The sequence below is a fragment of the Amycolatopsis nivea genome (assembly GCF_004522235.1).
GTDB lineage: Bacteria > Actinomycetota > Actinomycetes > Mycobacteriales > Pseudonocardiaceae > Amycolatopsis > Amycolatopsis nivea.
Genome location: NZ_SDLT01000016.1, coordinates 128,932 through 144,401, shown reverse-complemented (window position 1 = coordinate 144,401; position 15,470 = coordinate 128,932). Strand labels below are relative to the sequence as shown.

Genomic DNA, 15,470 nt, shown 5'->3' with positions numbered 1-15,470 from the left:
CGGGTTCCTCATCTCGTGGACAGGGTTCGGTCGAAGTGGCGCTGGGCGGGTGGCGCGAGCGCCGAGTACAGGTCGTGGAACAGCTTGACCGCCGCGGCCCTGGTCTCCGGCGCGGGGATCAGCTCGGCAGGCAGTTCCGGGTCCAGTGAAGGGAATTCGCGATAGGTGTGCACCAGGCGGGTGCGCACGGCGAACGCTTCCGGATCGCCGAGCTCGCGCGGGCAGTCGCCGAATTCCGCTACGAACGCGGCGTAGCGGGCGGACAGCCCGTCGAGGTCCCAGGCCCGTCCGGCGAGCCGGCGCACGTCCAGCGCGGCGGACGGCGTGCCGAGCATCAGACCGGCGTGTTCGGCGACCTCGAGTTCGGTGAGCAGGGCGAGCACCTCGGCCTCGCGGTCGTGCGGGGCGAGCCAGGTGCCGTCCTGGACCGGGCCGAAACCGAGGAAGCGCAGCCGCCGCACCAGCCGTTCGCGGGATTTGCGCCGGGTTTCCGGGATGTTCTGCCACAGCACGGTCCAGGTCCCGGCCGGTTCGTCGCGGCGGCCGAGGCCGAAGATCCGCCGGTCGCCGTCGTCGAGCAGGGCGACCGTGCGCGCGGTCAGCGAGTAGTGCACCAGCCTGCCCTCGCGGTGCCGCGACAGCAGACCGCGGCGCACCAGCCGGGTCAGCGCGATCCGCGCCGCGCCGTCGGAGAACCCCAGCTCGTGCAGCAGCGCGACGAGCCCGCCGGACCACACGCGCCTGCTCTCGCGCGGGCGCACGTAGCTGCCCAGCAGCGTCATCACGAGCTCCTGGGGCGTGCGGGCGGGTTCGGTGTCGGGCACGAGCCAACTCTATACACCTCAGCCCGCTGCGGTGTAGCTTTCGGGAGTGAGCAGTTTTTCCGACCGAGTCGTCGTGGTCACCGGCGGCACCCGCGGCATCGGCGCGGCCGTCGCCGAGCGGTTCCGCGGCGCCGGTGCGACCGTGCACTCCCCTGGCCGAGCCGAATGCGACGTCACCGACGAGGCCGCCGTCCGCGCGTATTTCGCCCAACTCGGACCGGTCGACGTGCTGGTCAACAACGCGGGGGTGTCCTCGAGCGCGCCGCTGGCGAAGACCGGCCTCGACGACTGGCGCGGCCAGTTCGAGGTGAACGCGACCGGCGCGTTCCTGTGCACGCGCGAGGTGCTGCCGGGAATGCGCGAACGCGACTTCGGGCGGATCGTCACGGTCGCGTCGACCGCGGGTCTGGCCGGGGCGCGCTACACCTCGGGCTACACCGCGTCGAAGCACGCGGCGGTCGGCCTGATGCGCGCGGTGGCGGCGGAAGTGGCCGGCACGGGCGTCACGTCGAACGCGGTGTGCCCGTCGTTCGTGCGCACCGACATGACCGCGACCTCGGTCGCCCGGATCCGCGAGCGCACCGGCCGCGACGAGGCCGACGCGGAAGCCGCGCTCGCTGCCGCGTCCCCGCTCGGACGGCTGCTCGAACCCGGCGAAATCGCGTACGCCGTGGAGTTTTTCGCCGCCCCGGAGGCGGCCGCGATCAACGGACAGACCCTCGTACTCGACGGTGGAGGAATCCAGAAATGAGCCCGTTCCGCGCCAGTGTCCCGCTCACGAAATCGTGGGAGCACTTCGAGTTCACGGTGGACGACGGGGTCGCGACGGTGACCTTCGACCGGCCGGAGAAGCTCAACGCGCTCACCTTCGACGTCTACGCCGACCTGCGCGACCTCGTCGCCGAACTGCCGCACCGCGGCGACGTGCGGGTGCTCGTGCTCACCGGGAAGGGCCGCGGGTTCTGCTCGGGCGGCGACGTCGAGGAAATCATCGGCGAACTCCAGAAAATGGACACCGCGGAACTGCTCGAATTCACCCGGATGACCGGCGCGGTGGTGAAAGCCATGCGCGAGACGCCGATCCCGATCATCGCGGCGATCAACGGCGTCGCGGCGGGCGCCGGTTCGGTTCTCGCGCTGGCGAGCGATTTCCGGCTGCTGGCCGAATCGGCGAAGTTCGCGTTCCTGTTCACGAAGGTCGGCTTGGCGGGCGCGGACATGGGTTCGGCGTATCTGCTGCCGCGCTTGGTCGGCCTCGGCCGCGCGACGGAACTGCTGATGCTGGGCGACAAACTCCCCGCCGCGCGCGCCGAGGCGATCGGACTGGCGAACCGGGTCGTGCCAGACGCCGAACTGGCCGGTGAGGCCGCCGCGCTAGCGCGCCGCCTCGCGGACGGTCCGGCGCTGGCGTACTCGACCACGAAGGTGCTGCTGACCCGCGAACTCGACAGCGACCTCGGCAGCTCGATCGAACTGGAAGCCATCACGCAGGCGTTGCTGATGACCGCCAAGGACCACAAGGAGTTCTACGCCGCCTGGGCCGCCGGCCGCAGTCCACAGTGGACCGGACGCTGATCAGGCCCGGGTCACCGAGACCTGGAGTTCCGTCACCCAGTCGTCGCGGTTTTCCGGGCACTCCAGGTTGACCTCGCGCGGGTAGCCGGCCGACTGGTAGCCGTTCGCGTCGATCCAGCGGGCCAGAGCCTGGGCCGCTGGATCGATCGTCTCCATGGAACCGCGGTGCACGATGGTCGCCGCGTGCTCCAGCGACGGTAGGTCGAGGACCCGGATGTCGCCGTCCCGCAGCGGGGCGGAAACCTCGACGGCGGCGTGGACGACGACCTTGCCGTCGCCCTCCGGGACGTCCTCGTAATAGGCCACCCCAGGGCCGGTGCAGGCGATGCCCGCCGCCTCCATTCGCCGGAAAAGCTCGTCGTAGAGCGGTCCGATGACGGGACCGATGTCCTCCGGCTCGAAACTCGCGGCGATCGCGGTCAGCTCCGCGACCCGCACCGCGGGGACGTTCTTGACGACGACGTCGTTCTCGGGCATGTGCCCCTCGCTTTCGATCGCTCGGAGCCTCGCCTCGACCCGGACCAGCCGAGCCGCCGCGGCTGCCATCGCCGCTTCCAGGTCTGCCCGGCGCAGCCGCAGCATGGTGCCGAGCTGCTCAGTGGTGACCTTCTCGTCGAGGATCTCCTGCACCTGCTGGAGAGTGAAGCCGAGATCCTTGAGCGCGATGACGCGGTTGAGGCGCGCCAGCTGGGCGGCGGCGTAGTAGCGGTAACCGGTGGCGAGGTCGACCTGAGCCGGGCGCAGCAGCCCGGTCGCGTCGTAGTGCCGCAACATGCGGACCGAAACGCGGCCGTGGCGGGCGAAGTCTCCGATACTGAACATGACGCCTTCGAGTTGACCGCCTGACACGGTGTGAGAGTCAAGAAGCCTTTCAGAGATCCGTGTAGGCGATCGCGTTCTCTTCCAAAGACCCGAACCACAGCCGGCCGTGGTACTCGCGGATCCCCACCAGCAGGTGGAATCCCGGGATCTCGCCGCGCAATTCCCGCACCACCGCGCCCGCCGGGGTGACGGCGACGGCGCCCACCTGGCGTTTCGGGGCGGGCTGCAGCGAATCCGGCAACGCGCGCACCGCGGTCCGGACCGCCGTGGGCAGGCGGCGCACGACGTCGAGGGCACGGAGGCGCGGGCTGGCCTCGGTGATCCAGATCAGCCCGTCCGAACCGGTCGCGATGTTGTCCGGGAAGCCCGGCAGGTCGTCGATCAGGACGTCGCGGTCGCCCGCGCGCGGTCCGGACAGCCAGACCCGGCTGACCCGGCACGCGCCGGTTTCGGCGACCGCCACATAGGACTCGTCCGGCGGCAGCGCGACGCCGTTCGCGAACTGGAGACCGTCGCCGAGCAGGTCGATGTGCCCGTCCGGCGTGCGGCGCAGCAGCCGTCCGCCCGCGGTCTGTTCGATGAGGTCGTCGCGCCAGTTGTCGATGCCGAAGCGGCGCGAGGAATCCGTGAAGTAGACCGTTCCGTCGGCGGCGACCGCGGCGTTGTTGCAGAACACGAAGTCCAGCCCGGCCCCGGACGTCGCGAGGGTCGTGGTCTCGCCGCCGGCCAGCGGCATGGTCAGCAAACCGGCGCGGGCGTCGCAGATCAGCAGCTCGTCGTCGCCGTACAGCTCCAGCCCGAGCGGGCGGCCGCCGGCGTCGCCAAGCAGGTCGATCCGCCGTCCGTCCGGCGAAACGCGCAGGATCCGGCCGTCGTCGACACCGGTGTAGACCCGGCCCTCGGCGTCCACGACCACGTCTTCCGGACCGTGCCCGTTCACCGGCACGATGGTGACCTCACCGAACTGCACGCCGGCCTCCTACCGGTAGGTGAGCAGCCGCGCGTTCTCGCCTTCGAGGTGCGGATGCTCGTTGAAGGACAACAGGTTCACGCCGCCGCGGCCGGACGTCAATTTCGTGATGCCGGTGTTCACGGTGACACGGTTCAGCTTCAGCAGCCCGGGCCCCGGCGTGCCCAGCAACGACCCGGCGACCGCGCCCAGCACTCCGCCCGAGGTGAACACGAGCCCGTTCTCGCCCTTGCCCAGCGAACCGGCCAGCTCGGCCAGCGCCGCCGTGCAGCGGCCGAGGAAAGCAGGCCAGCTTTCCGTGCACGGGCCGCTGTCGCCGGAGTCGACCCACGCGGTCAGCGCGGCGTCCAGCAACCGCTGGTACTCGCGCGGATCCTCTTGCGGCGCACCGCCCGCGTGGTGCGCGGCGATGTCGACGTGGTCGTATTCGTTCCAGCGTTCGTCCTCGATCGCCGGCACGTCGCAGCCGAGGGCCTTCAACGCCGTCGCCGCGGTGTCCCGCTGGCGGGCCAGCGTTCCCGAGCGCACCTGCGTGAACTCGACCCCGCGCCGTTTCAGCTCCGCGCCGACCAATGTGGACTGTTCGAACCCCAGCGGCGACAACGCGTCGTAATCCGCCGCGCCGAACGACGCCTGGCCGTGCCGGATCAGGTAAATCGCACCCATTTATCCCGTCCCGTCAGGAAAACATCCGCAGCAACCGGCCAGGAGCCAAGCGTACCGCGAGGCTCAGCGGCACCCAGGGCCACGAAGGCACGTACGCGCGCTTCGGTTCCGCTTCGATCGCCTTGACCAGCGCGTGCGCACCGGCTTCGGCGGACACCATAAGCGGGTTGCGTTTGGTCGAGCGAGCGGTCATCTCCGAACTGATGTAGCCGGGCCGCACGTCGGTGACCGTGATGCCGTGGCTGCTCAGCTCCAGCCGCGCACCCTCGGCGAACGCGGAGATCCCCGCCTTGGACGCGGAGTACGCGGTGAGATTCCGGGGAAAACCGCGCAGCGCCATGAACGACGAGATCACCGCGAGGTGCCCGTCGCGCTGTTCGCGGAAGATGCCCGCCGCCGCCTCGATCTGGGCCACCGCGCCGACGAGATTGGTCTCGAGGGTCTGCCGGTTGGCGTCGAACCGTCCCGCGCCGACCGGCTGTCCCTTGCCGAGCCCGGCGTTGACGATCACGCGGTCGAGCCTGCCGAGTTCCGCCCGGAATTCCTCGAATACCTGGAAGACGCGGTCGTGGTCGGTGACGTCGAGCGCGCGCGTGGCGACGGTGATCCCGGGGTATGCGGCACGCAGTTCCGCGGCCAAGTCGTCGAGCCGTTCGGTGCGCCGGGCGCACAGCGCGAGATTGCGGCCGCGAGCGGCGAACTGCCGGGCCATTCCCTCGCCGAGACCGGAGCTGGCTCCGGTGATCAGGATGTTCTGCCGCAAGACCATGCCCGGAGCCTACCCGCTGGTAACCGCACCTGGCGGTCCGTGTGATCCCGTCGAAGGCCCGGGAGAAAACCGAAGGAGTTTCGCGCTCGCCGCGGCGGATGACCGGTGGCCCGGCCTCTGGGGGCATGCCGGGCCACCGGTTCCGGGCGCGGCCGCCGGCCGGGCGCGGGGCGCGGTCCGCGCTGCCGGGGCCGAGGCTCCGGACGCGCCGGGGGCGGCGCGTTCCGTCCTGGCCATGGAAGCGCGACCGCGCAGGTCACGGCAATGGTTCCCAGTTGCCAGTACTAGCCCGTTCGTCCGAATGGCACGGCGGTACAACCTGGTCGGACGGCTGCTACCGTGCCTGTGTCGGGCTCGGCACGGTCGGTTACCAGCGGGGGCGGGCGGCGGGACATGACGCAGCGGCAGGCGGACCACGCCGGTCCGGACACCGACGGAGGTGGCCGGACCGCGTTCGCGAGCGCGCTGCGCGCCGCGATCGGAGCCAGCGGGCTTTCCCTGGACCGGATCCAGGCACGGCTGCGCGCGCGGGGCGCGACGGTCAGCGTCACCGCGCTCAGCTACTGGCAGTCGGGCAAACGCCAGCCGGAGCGGGCCGGATCGCTTTCGGCGGTGCGGGTGCTGGAGGAAATCCTCGACGTCCCCGACGGCGCGCTGCTCGGTTTGCTGCCGCCGCCCCGCCCGCGCGGCGCGAGCAGACGCGACCGGGCGGGCGAGGAACCGGTCACCTTCACCCGCGAAATCCTGCAGCCGCTGCTGGAACGCGTCGGCGCGCCCGACGCGCTGGACCAGCAGCACCAGCTGAAGCTGATCGGCCTGCACGACCGCTGCGACATCGCGGCCGACGGCGGCCAGCTCTCGGTCACCTCGCGCGCGGTGTTCCAGTCCGGTGCGGACGGTCAGGACCGCTGGCTGCTGGTGTACGCACAGGGCGACGCGACGGCGGTGCCCGACTTGCAGCCGGTGCGCAACTGCCGCGTCGGCCGCGCCGAAGTGGACGACGACCACGGCATCCTGGTGGCCGAACTGCTCTTCGACCGCGCGCTGGAACGCGGCGAAACGCACCTCATCGAGTACACCCTGCGCAACTCCGGGCCGCCGTACCCGCAATGCCGGGCGACGCACTACCGGGAATTCCGCCGCCCGGTCCGCGAGTACCTGCTGGAGATCCGCTTCGACCCGACCGCAGTGCCCGCCCGGTGCTGGCAGTACGCGAACGCCACCGACGAAGCACCGGCCCGGCGCCGGCTGCGGCTCGACAGCGGCAACGGCGTGCACGCGATCGCGCTGGATTTCGGGCCGGGGATCTTCGGCATCGGCTGGGGTTCGTGACTCCGGTAGCCGAGGTGCGCGAGCTGACCGTCGTGGTCGACACCGGACGGTGGCGCGAGACGGTTCTGGACTCGGTGTGTTTCGCGGTGCCAGCGGGACGGATCACCGCGTTGCTCGGCGAATCCGGATGCGGCAAATCCATCGTCGCGGCGGCGTTGACGGGTTCGCTTCCCTCGGTGGCGCGCAGCTCGGGAGACGTGCGGATCAACGGCACCGTCGGCCTGGTGCCGCAGTCCGGGGTCACGGCGTTCGCTGCAGAGCGAACCGTCGGCGCGCAGCTGGACGAGCGTCAGCAGCTCTATCGCGGACGGAGCGTCGAGGACTCCTGCAAGGCAGCGGTCTGTTCCATGGAGACGCTGGAGCTCTTTCCCCACCAGCTTTCCAGCGGGCAGATTCAGCGCGCTGCGCTCGCGGCGGCCTTGCTGTCCGAACCGGACCTGCTCGTTGTGGACGAACCTAGCGCGTCCCTCGACCGCGGCACCGCGTACGACGTGTGGGCCAGCCTGCGCGCGTACGCCGACACCGGTGCCGCCGGGTCCCCCGCCGAAATCCGCTCCCTCGCCGATCCCTACGTGCAGGGTTTCTTCCCCTGACCGCGCTCAGCTCAGCTTGGTCCGCAACACCTTCCCGGTCGCGTTGCGCGGCAATTCGTCCAGGAACTCCACGTCCCGCGGCACCTTGTAGCGCGCCAGGTTCGCCTTCACGTACTCGCGCACGCCGTCCTCGTCGAGGGTCGAGCCCTCGGTGCGCACCACGAACGCCTTGAGCCGTTCGCCGAAGTCCGGATCCTCGACGCCGATCACCGCCGCCTCGAGGACGTCTTCGCGCTCCACCAAGAGGTTCTCCACCTCGATCGGGAACACGTTTTCGCCGCCGGAGACGATCATTTCGTCGTCGCGGCCGTCGATGAACAGCAGACCGTCCTCGTCGAAGTGGCCGACGTCGCCGCTAGAGAGCAGGCCGTCGATGATTTCCTTGTTGCGGCCGTCGGTGTAGCCGCCGAAGCTGAGCCCGCTGCCGACGAACACCCGCCCGGTCACGTGCGGCTCGGTGATCTTGGTGCCATGTTCGTCGTACAGCGCGACGCGACAGCCGACCGGCGCGCGGCCGACCGTGCCGGGTGCGCGTTTCCAGTCCTCCGGCGTCGCGACCGTCGCCACCGCGACTTCCGTGGAGCCGTACAGGTTGTGCACGACGTCGCCGAATTCCTCGTTCGCCCGGTTGCCGAGATCCGGCGACAGCGCGGACCCGGCGACGAAGATAATCCGCAGGCACGACGTGTCGTACCGGTCGCGAACCTCCTTCGGCAGGTCGACGATCCGCTGCAGCATCGTCGGCACCAGAACGAGCGCGGTGCACCGGTGCGTGGCGACGCCCTTCAGCGTCGCCTCCGGGTCGAACTTCCGGCGCATCACCACCGTGCAGCCGAGCGCGAAGCTGAGGATGAACTGCGACAGCCCGGTGCCGTGGAACAGCGGCGCGCCCATGAAGGTCGCTTCGCCGGAGCGCAGCGGGATGCGGTCCAGAAACTGCGCCGACGCCAGCGCGGACGTGTGCGGTCGCGGTGCGCCCTTGGGGGTGCCGGTGGTGCCGCTGGTGAGCAGGACGAAACCGCCGGGTTTGGCGGGCGCGGGCAGCGGGCGGTCGTCGGTGCTGGCGATGATCTCGGCGAGCACCGGGATCTCGTGCCCGGCCGGTTCGTCCACCCAGGCCAGGTACCGGTCGACGTTCTCGTCGATCGCGTCGAGCAGGCCGGTGAACTCCTGGTCGTAGACGAGCGCGGTGACGCCCTCGCGCTGGGCGACGTCGGCGAACTGCGGTTTGGCGAACCCGGTGTTCATCAGCAGCAGCCGCGCGCCGAGCTTGCCCGAGGCGGCCATCGTGAGCACGAGCCCGCGGTGGTCGCGGCACAGCGCGGCGATCACCGAACCGGGCCCGAGCCCGCGCTGCGACCAGGCGCGGGCGAGCGCGTTGGACTGGTCGTCGAGCTGCTTGAAGGTGAGCGGGCCGAGGTCGTCGACGATCCCGACGGCCGTCGAATCGCGCCGCGCGGCGATGTGGTTCGCGCCGGCGAACGGGCCGTACTTGCGGATCGCGACGAGGGAGCGCAGGCCCTCGTCGAGCCGGGGAAACGGCACCAGGCCGGCGCGGCGCATCACCTCGACGCTGCGCACGGTCTCGGTCAGCTTGCCTGCCACCTGGCCGGCCAGCTCGGCCACACTCATCCGGGCACCTCCATTGCTGCGGCGGGAGCGCCCACGCCGACGGTCTCCGTACCGCCGGTATGGGAGTTACTCGACAGTAAAGCAAGGCCCGTCCGCGCACCAGTGCCCGGCCGGGGAGGAAATCTCCCATGCCGGTCACGGACCGTCCGGGAAGCGCTTCGAGAGCCGGTGCTCAGAAATTGTCGGTGCTGGTCCGCACAATGGGACGGTGCAGGTGATCACCGGCCGGGAGGAGGACTCCGGCTACACGATCGAGGGCCCCGCGGGGACCCTCCGCGGGCTTTCGCGCGCCGACTGGGCCGACGAGGTCCGCCGGCTGGAGGCGGCCGAGAGCCCGCGCTGGGTGCTGCCCTCAGCCGAGGAGATCTATCCCACGCTGATCAAGGCGGGGGTGCGGCTGGGTCGCTGCCACGACCTGTCGCTCGCCGAAGGGCTGCTGCTCGCCTACGAGGGCCGGGAGGGCGAATCGCGCAGTTTGCGGGCAGCGTGGGCCCGGGCGAACGGGGAGGAACCGCCCGACGACGGCCCGGCCTTCGGCGAGGACGCGCAGCCCACGCTGTTCTCCCCGCGCGGCCCCGGGCTGCCGCCGGGAGTCACCGTCGCCGCGGCGGCCCGGCGAGTGCTGGCCGAACAGGAGAAACGCGTCGCCGCCACCGAGGCCCCCGCGCGGATGCGGCTGCTGCTCGCGGCCGAATCCGCCAGCGCACTGGCCGCCGCGGAAATCTCGGCCGCCGGGCTGCCCTGGCGCGCCGACCGGCACCTGCAGCTGCTGGAAGAACGCCTCGGCCCCCGCGTACCCGCTGGTCAACGCCCGAAAGTCTTGGTCGAGCTCGCCGCGAAAATCTCCGCGGCGCTGGGCGGGCGGCCGGTCAATCCCGATTCCTCGGCCAGCGTCGTCCGCGCGCTCGCCAGGGAGGGCATCGAAATCCCGGCGGCGCGGAAGTACCTGCTGCAGGACATCGACCATCCCGCGGTCGCGCCGCTGCTGGAGTACAAGGAACTGTCGCGGCTGCACTCGGCCAACGGCTGGGCGTGGCTGGACGAATGGGTAGCCGACGGACGCTTCCGGCCGCACTACGTGGTCGGCGGCGTGGTGTCCGGCCGGTGGGCTACCCGGGGCGGCGGGGCGCTGCAGATCCCGCGCGCGCTGCGCTCGTGCGCGTCCGCGGATCCCGGCTGGAAACTCGTCGTCGCCGACGGTGCGCAACTGGAGCCGCGCGTCCTCACCGCGCTGTCCGGCGACCGCCGCCTTGCCGAAGTCGCCGCGGCTACCGACCTGTACGCCCGGCTGGCGGAAGCGCTATTCTCCGGCACCCGCTACGTCCCGCTCCGCCCCGGAGACACGCGAGACGACCGTTCCCGCGCGAAAATCGCCATGCTGTCCGCGATGTACGGCGGCACCTCCGGCGAGGCCGGTCCGCTGCTCGCGTTGCTGCGCCAGCGTTTCCCGGACGCAGTGTCCTATGTGGAGCACGCCGCCGCGGCGGGCGAACGGGGTGAACGGGTTCGGTCCAGGCTGGGCCGTACTTCTCCGGCTCCGTCTGCTGCTTGGCGTGCTTTGACCGGCGGGCTCACCGAAGACGAGGCAACAGAAACCCGCGCGCGGCGGGCGTCGCGCAGTTGGGGCCGGTTCACGCGGAATTTCGTGGTGCAGGCAAGTGCGGCCGACCTGACGGCGGTCTTGCTGGCGACTTTGCGCGGTCGGCTGCCCGAACCGGCGCATCTGGTGTTCTTCCTGCACGACGAGGTGATCGTGCATGCCCCTGCGGAGCTGGCTGATGAGGTCGCGGAAATCGTGGAGACAGCGATCCAGGAAGCGGCCCGACTGGTCTTCGGCGAGGCGTGCCCGGTGCGATTTCCCATGGAAGCGAAATCGGTGGACAATTACGCGGAGGCGAAGTGATCAGCTGACTCATGTTTCCCAGCAACCACATGGCGGCACCCGGGAAATCCGTTCGGGGGACGCGGAGTTGCCGTCGGTCGCACTCGCTGCGGGACATTCCACCGCAAAGGCGCTATCCGCGGATCGGAAATGATCAGTACCGTCGTGCGCCATGGTGGGGAGAAAAACACAACGCACACTTGGCAGCTTCTGGAGCTTTCTTGCCTTCATCGCGGTCATCGCGCTGTGGGCGATCCCGTCGATCGGGCCGGGCGTCGCGAACACCAGGAAGAACTAGTTCTGCCGCAACAACGCCAACGGCATCCTGCTCGGTTGTCACATCCGGCAGCACAAATGGCAGAAGCTCAAAATGGCGTTCAAGGCGCAAGCACCAGCGAAAGCCCTCGGAAGGATGCTCGGCAACGTGAAGGGAGTGGCAGCCTCGCTTTCCGCCGTCGCCGGAACGGTTTCCGCCGGTGCCGCCACCATCACGCTCCTGGTGAAGTGACGGCTACGCCAGCGCCTCGTCCAACGCCTTCGTGATCCGCTTCAGCGACACCGGATGCGCCGTCCCCAGTGTCTGTGCGAAGAAGCTCACCCGAAGCTCCTCGATCATCCACCGCACCTCCGCCAGCGCGGGCGACGACGTCCCCGGTGGCAGCGTGGCCATCGCGTCCTCGTACTCCTTCGTGATCCAGGCGACGTCCGCCATCCGCTGCAGGTCGCGCGTCTGCTCAAGCGGCAGCTTCTCCAGCCGCCGCTCGATGCCGCGCAGGTACCGGACCACGTTGGGCAGCCGGGCGGCGCCGGTCTCCGTCACGAAGCCCGCGTGCACCAAACCGTCCAGCTGACGGCGGATGTCCGCCAGCGATTCGGCCGGGCCGCGAGTGTCCGCGAGACGAGTCTCCACGTCGATGGCCGCGCGCAGGATCCGCTCGACCTCCGTCAGCACTTCCAGCACCTTCGGGTTCAACCCCGCGCGTACCTTTTCCAGCAGCGCGGCGAAACCCGCCTCGTCCCAGACCGGGCCGCCCGCCGCGGCCATCAGCGCGTCGACCGCGCAGTCGACGCAGTCCTCCAGCAGGCCCGCGACGCTGCCGTGCGGGTTGCGGTTCAGCACGAGCTTCGAGGAGTTCGACAGCGACCGCGTAATGAACTTCATCGGCGAGTTCAGGTTCAGCCGCAGCATCCGCCGCGTGCCGGACCACATCGCGTGTTGCTGTTCGGCGGGCGTGTCCAGCAGCCGCACGGCCACCGACGCGCCCTCGTCCACCAGCGCCGGATACGCCTTCACGTCGTGGCCGCGCCGGGTCGACGCGAACACCTTCGGCAGCTCGCCGAACGCCGGCTGCACCAGGCCGGCCTTCTCGATGCTGTTGGCGGCCTTGGAAATCGTCTCCCGCACGCGCGGCGCGAGACGGCGCTTCAGCTCGTCCAGATCCTTGCCCTCGGCCACCCGTTTGCCGCGCTCGTCCACCACGCGGAAGGTGATCCGGAGGTGGTCCGGCACCGTTGAGAGGTCCCACGCCGTGTGCGGGATGTCGATGCCGCGCATCGCGTGCAGTTCGTCGCCGAGGATGTCGAGCAGCGGACCGTCCGAAGGGGACACTCGCGTCAACGCGTCGGCAGCCGTGTCCGGAGCCGGGACGAAGTTGCGCCGCAACGCTTTCGGCAGCGATTTGATCAGCTGCGTCGCCAGTTCGCCGCGCAGACCGGGCACCTGCCAGTCGAAACCGTCCGGCGTCACCTGGTTCAGGACCGGCAGCGGGATGTGCACGGTCACGCCGTCGGCGTCTGCTCCGGGCTCGAACTGGTAGGTCAGCTTGAAAACGTGCGTGCCCTGCGTCCACGAGTCCGGGTAGTCCGATTCGCGGACCGCGCCCGCGACCTCGTTGATGAGCATGGACTTCTCGAACGACAGCAGGTCCGGCTCGTTCCGCCGCGCCTTCTTCCACCAGCTGTCGAAATGCCGCACGGACACGATGTCCTCGGGCACTCGCGCGTCGTAGAACTCGTACAGCGTCTGGTCGTCCACCAGGATGTCGCGCCGCCGAGCGCGGTTCTCCAGGTCCTCGACCTCGTCCAGCAGCGCCCGGTTCTCGGCGAAGAACCGGTGGTTCGTATGCCAGTCGCCCTCGACCAGCGCGTGCCGGATGAACATCGCGCGCGAGATCTCCGGGTCGATCCGGCCGTAGTTCACGCGCCGGTCGGCCACGAGCGGCACGCCGTACAGCGTCACCTTCTCGGTCGCCATCACCGCGCCCTGCTTGCGCTCCCAGTGCGGCTCCGAATACGAACGCTTCACGACGTGCTGCGCGAGCGGTTCGACCCAGTCCGGCTCGATCCGCGCGTTGACCCGGCCCCACAGCCGCGACGTCTCGACCAGTTCCGCCGACATCACCCAGCGCGGCTGCTTCTTGAACAGCGCCGAACCCGGGAACACCGAGAACCGGGCCCCGCGCGCACCGAGGTAGTCGCCCTTCGCCGGGTCCTTGAGCCCGATGTGCGACAGCAGCCCGGAAATCAGCGCCGTGTGCACGTGCTGCGGCTCGGCGGGGGTGGTGCTGAGCGTGATGCCGAGCGGCTTGGCGAGCTGGCGCAGCTGGCCGAAGATGTCCTGCCACTCGCGGATCCGCAGGTAGTTCAGGTACTCGGTGCGGCACATCCGGCGGAACTGGTTGCCGGTCAGCGTCTTCTGCTGTTCGCTGACGTACTCCCACAGCTTGAGGTAGGAGAGGAAGTCCGAGGTCGGATCGGCGAACCGGGCGTGCTGCGCGTCGGCGGCCTGCTGCTTCTCCGCGGGCCGTTCGCGCGGGTCCTGAATGGACAGTGCGGCAGCGATGATCATGACCTCGCGCACGCAGCCGTTCTGCGCGGCCTCCAGCACCATCCGGCCCATCCGCGGGTCCACCGGCAGCAGCGCGAGCTTGCGGCCGACCTCGGTGAGCTTCGAGGAATCGCCGGTCTCGAACGCGCCGAGTTCCTGCAGCAGCTGGACGCCGTCGGTGACCTGGCGGCGGTCCGGCGGTTCGACGAACGGGAACGCGTTCATGTCCCCGAGGCCGAGCGACGTCATCTGCAGGATGACCGACGCGAGGTTCGTCCGCAGGATCTCCGGATCGGTGAACTCCGGCCGGGACTCGAAGTCTTCCTCGGAGTACAGCCGGATGCAGATGCCGTCCGAGGTACGCCCGCACCGGCCCTTGCGCTGGTTCGCCGACGCCTGCGAAACCGCCTCGATCGGCAGCCGCTGCACCTTCGTGCGGTGGCTGTAGCGCGAGATGCGCGCGGTGCCCGGGTCGATCACGTACTTGATCCCCGGCACGGTCAGCGACGTCTCGGCGACGTTCGTGGCCAGCACGATCCGCCGTCCGGTGTGCCGCTGGAACACGCGGTGCTGATCAGCCGCGGACAGCCGCGCGTACAGCGGCAGCACCTCGGTGTTCCGCAGCTCCAGCCGGTTCAGCACGTCCGCGGTGTCGCGGATCTCGCGTTCCCCGGAGAGGAACACGAGGATGTCGCCGGGACCTTCGCCGGACAGCTCCTGGACCGCCTCGGCGATCGCCTGCGTCTGGTCGCGGTCCGGATCGCCCTCGGGATCGTCCGGGTCCACGAGCGGCCGGTAGCGCACCTCGACCGGGTAGGTCCGGCCGGAGACCTCGACGATCGGCGCGTCGTCGAAGTGCCGCGAGAACCGCTCCGGGTCGATGGTCGCCGAGGTGATGATCACCTTCAGGTCGGGACGGCGCGGCAGCAGCTGCTTGAGGTAGCCGAGGATGAAGTCGATGTTGAGGCTGCGCTCGTGCGCCTCGTCGATGATCAGCGTGTCGTACTGGCGCAGCATCCGGTCGGTCTGGATCTCGGCCAGCAGGATGCCGTCGGTCATCAGCTTGACCAGGGTGTCCTGGCCGGACTGGTCGGTGAACCGGACCTTGTAGCCGACGGTGTCGCCCAGTTCGGTCTTCAGCTCGCTGGCGATCCGGTCGGCGACCGTGCGCGCGGCCAGCCGGCGCGGCTGGGTGTGCCCGATCTGCCCGCGCACGCCGCGGCCCAGCTCGAGGCAGATCTTCGGCAGCTGCGTGGTCTTGCCCGACCCGGTCTCCCCCGCGACGATCACCACCTGGTGGTCGCGGATCGCGTCGCCGATCTCGTCCTTGAGCCTGCTGACCGGCAGCTCGGCGGGGTACTCGATCTTCGGCACGCTTTCGCGGCGCTGCTGCACGCGCAGCAGCGCCGTTTCGACGTCGGCGGCGATGCGCTCGGCCGTCTGCTGCTTGTCGCGAGACCGGCGCGCGCCGTCGAGACGGCGGCGCAGCCGGTGCTCGTCGCGCAGCATCAATTCGGGCAGCTGGGCGCGCAGCTCTGCGAAGGGGGCTGGAGTGGACATACTTGGGCCAAGGATAGC

Annotated in this window: 14 protein-coding genes; 7 read left to right on the top strand and 7 right to left on the bottom strand. The window is 70.1% G+C overall.

Translation table 11 applies throughout. The features are described 5' to 3' along the window. Positions 1 to 8 precede the first annotated feature (8 nt). Complete coding sequence (locus tag EIZ44_RS20600) at positions 9 to 782, bottom strand: PaaX family transcriptional regulator (protein WP_051173119.1); 774 nt, start codon at positions 780 to 782, stop codon at positions 9 to 11. An 88-nt stretch (positions 783 to 870) separates the two neighbouring features. Here EIZ44_RS20600 and EIZ44_RS20595 point away from each other — a divergent pair, with 88 nt between their 5' ends. After that, on the top strand, positions 871 to 1,575 hold the full coding sequence (locus EIZ44_RS20595) for an SDR family NAD(P)-dependent oxidoreductase (RefSeq protein WP_037817472.1): 705 nt from the start codon (positions 871 to 873) through the stop codon (positions 1,573 to 1,575). After that, positions 1,572 to 2,399, top strand: coding sequence for an enoyl-CoA hydratase family protein (locus EIZ44_RS20590; protein WP_134730530.1), 828 nt, complete (start codon positions 1,572 to 1,574; stop codon positions 2,397 to 2,399). The genes EIZ44_RS20595 and EIZ44_RS20590 overlap by 4 nt, the downstream gene beginning before the upstream one ends. On the opposite strand, the gene EIZ44_RS20585 is transcribed toward EIZ44_RS20590, so the two are convergent. From EIZ44_RS20585 to EIZ44_RS20570, 4 genes are read right to left on the bottom strand one after another with little or no spacing between them, the layout of a single operon-like run. Next, positions 2,400 to 3,221, bottom strand: a complete 822-nt coding sequence (locus EIZ44_RS20585) for a MerR family transcriptional regulator (protein WP_134730529.1) — start codon at positions 3,219 to 3,221, stop codon at positions 2,400 to 2,402. Positions 3,222 to 3,270: 49 nt separating this feature from the next. After that, the gene (locus EIZ44_RS20580) at positions 3,271 to 4,191 is read right to left on the bottom strand and encodes an SMP-30/gluconolactonase/LRE family protein (protein ID WP_134730527.1); all 921 of its coding nucleotides are present in this window, start codon (positions 4,189 to 4,191) and stop codon (positions 3,271 to 3,273) included. Between the two features lie 9 nt (positions 4,192 to 4,200). Then, positions 4,201 to 4,857, bottom strand: a complete 657-nt coding sequence (locus tag EIZ44_RS20575; RefSeq protein ID WP_134730525.1) for a histidine phosphatase family protein — start codon at positions 4,855 to 4,857, stop codon at positions 4,201 to 4,203. Between the two features lie 13 nt (positions 4,858 to 4,870). After that, a complete protein-coding gene (locus EIZ44_RS20570; protein WP_134730523.1) occupies positions 4,871 to 5,626 on the bottom strand; it encodes an SDR family oxidoreductase in 756 nt (251 codons plus the stop codon). A 393-nt stretch (positions 5,627 to 6,019) separates the two neighbouring features. Here EIZ44_RS20570 and EIZ44_RS20565 point away from each other — a divergent pair, with 393 nt between their 5' ends. Together EIZ44_RS20565 and EIZ44_RS20560 are read left to right on the top strand one after the other, a co-directional pair. Continuing rightward, a complete protein-coding gene (locus EIZ44_RS20565) occupies positions 6,020 to 6,958 on the top strand; it encodes a hypothetical protein (protein ID WP_134730521.1) in 939 nt (312 codons plus the stop codon). Then, entirely contained in the window at positions 6,955 to 7,551 is a 597-nt protein-coding gene (locus tag EIZ44_RS20560; protein WP_134730519.1) for an ATP-binding cassette domain-containing protein, read from the top strand. The genes EIZ44_RS20565 and EIZ44_RS20560 overlap by 4 nt, the downstream gene beginning before the upstream one ends. A 6-nt stretch (positions 7,552 to 7,557) precedes the next feature. On the opposite strand, the gene EIZ44_RS20555 is transcribed toward EIZ44_RS20560, so the two are convergent. After that, a complete protein-coding gene (locus EIZ44_RS20555) occupies positions 7,558 to 9,183 on the bottom strand; it encodes an acyl-CoA synthetase (RefSeq protein WP_134730517.1) in 1,626 nt (541 codons plus the stop codon). A gap of 208 nt (positions 9,184 to 9,391) precedes the next feature. Between EIZ44_RS20555 and EIZ44_RS20550 the strand changes: the two genes are divergently transcribed. The 3 genes from EIZ44_RS20550 to EIZ44_RS44785 all read left to right on the top strand — a co-directional run bounded on the left by EIZ44_RS20550 (position 9,392) and on the right by EIZ44_RS44785 (position 11,573). After that, entirely contained in the window at positions 9,392 to 11,086 is a 1,695-nt protein-coding gene (locus EIZ44_RS20550) for a bifunctional 3'-5' exonuclease/DNA polymerase (protein ID WP_134662511.1), read from the top strand. A 151-nt stretch (positions 11,087 to 11,237) separates the two neighbouring features. Beyond that, positions 11,238 to 11,363 carry a hypothetical protein gene (locus EIZ44_RS45950; protein WP_276323737.1) on the top strand — a complete coding sequence of 42 codons (126 nt, stop codon included), beginning with the start codon at positions 11,238 to 11,240 and terminating at the stop codon, positions 11,361 to 11,363. 72 nt (positions 11,364 to 11,435) lie between these two features. Then, positions 11,436 to 11,573 carry a hypothetical protein gene (locus tag EIZ44_RS44785; protein ID WP_167754218.1) on the top strand — a complete coding sequence of 46 codons (138 nt, stop codon included), beginning with the start codon at positions 11,436 to 11,438 and terminating at the stop codon, positions 11,571 to 11,573. A gap of 3 nt (positions 11,574 to 11,576) precedes the next feature. On the opposite strand, the gene hrpA is transcribed toward EIZ44_RS44785, so the two are convergent. Beyond that, positions 11,577 to 15,452: an ATP-dependent RNA helicase HrpA gene (gene hrpA, locus EIZ44_RS20545; RefSeq protein WP_134730515.1), complete on the bottom strand. Its 3,876-nt coding sequence runs from the start codon at positions 15,450 to 15,452 to the stop codon at positions 11,577 to 11,579. Positions 15,453 to 15,470 lie beyond the last annotated feature (18 nt).

What these genes read in the sequence shown, in the direction of transcription:
- EIZ44_RS20600 (WP_051173119.1), bottom strand. Translation starts at nt 782, where the DNA reads ATGACGCTGCTGGGCAGCTACGTGCGCCCGCGCGAGAGCAGGCGCGTG.
- EIZ44_RS20590 (WP_134730530.1), top strand. Translation starts at nt 1,572, where the DNA reads ATGAGCCCGTTCCGCGCCAGTGTCCCGCTCACGAAATCGTGGGAGCAC.
- EIZ44_RS20585 (WP_134730529.1), bottom strand. Translation starts at nt 3,221, where the DNA reads ATGTTCAGTATCGGAGACTTCGCCCGCCACGGCCGCGTTTCGGTCCGC.
- EIZ44_RS20575 (WP_134730525.1), bottom strand. Translation starts at nt 4,857, where the DNA reads ATGGGTGCGATTTACCTGATCCGGCACGGCCAGGCGTCGTTCGGCGCG.
- EIZ44_RS20570 (WP_134730523.1), bottom strand. Translation starts at nt 5,626, where the DNA reads ATGGTCTTGCGGCAGAACATCCTGATCACCGGAGCCAGCTCCGGTCTC.
- EIZ44_RS20565 (WP_134730521.1), top strand. Translation starts at nt 6,020, where the DNA reads ATGACGCAGCGGCAGGCGGACCACGCCGGTCCGGACACCGACGGAGGT.
- EIZ44_RS20555 (WP_134730517.1), bottom strand. Translation starts at nt 9,183, where the DNA reads ATGAGTGTGGCCGAGCTGGCCGGCCAGGTGGCAGGCAAGCTGACCGAG.
- EIZ44_RS45950 (WP_276323737.1), top strand. Translation starts at nt 11,238, where the DNA reads ATGGTGGGGAGAAAAACACAACGCACACTTGGCAGCTTCTGGAGCTTT.
- EIZ44_RS44785 (WP_167754218.1), top strand. Translation starts at nt 11,436, where the DNA reads ATGGCGTTCAAGGCGCAAGCACCAGCGAAAGCCCTCGGAAGGATGCTC.
- hrpA (WP_134730515.1), bottom strand. Translation starts at nt 15,452, where the DNA reads ATGTCCACTCCAGCCCCCTTCGCAGAGCTGCGCGCCCAGCTGCCCGAA.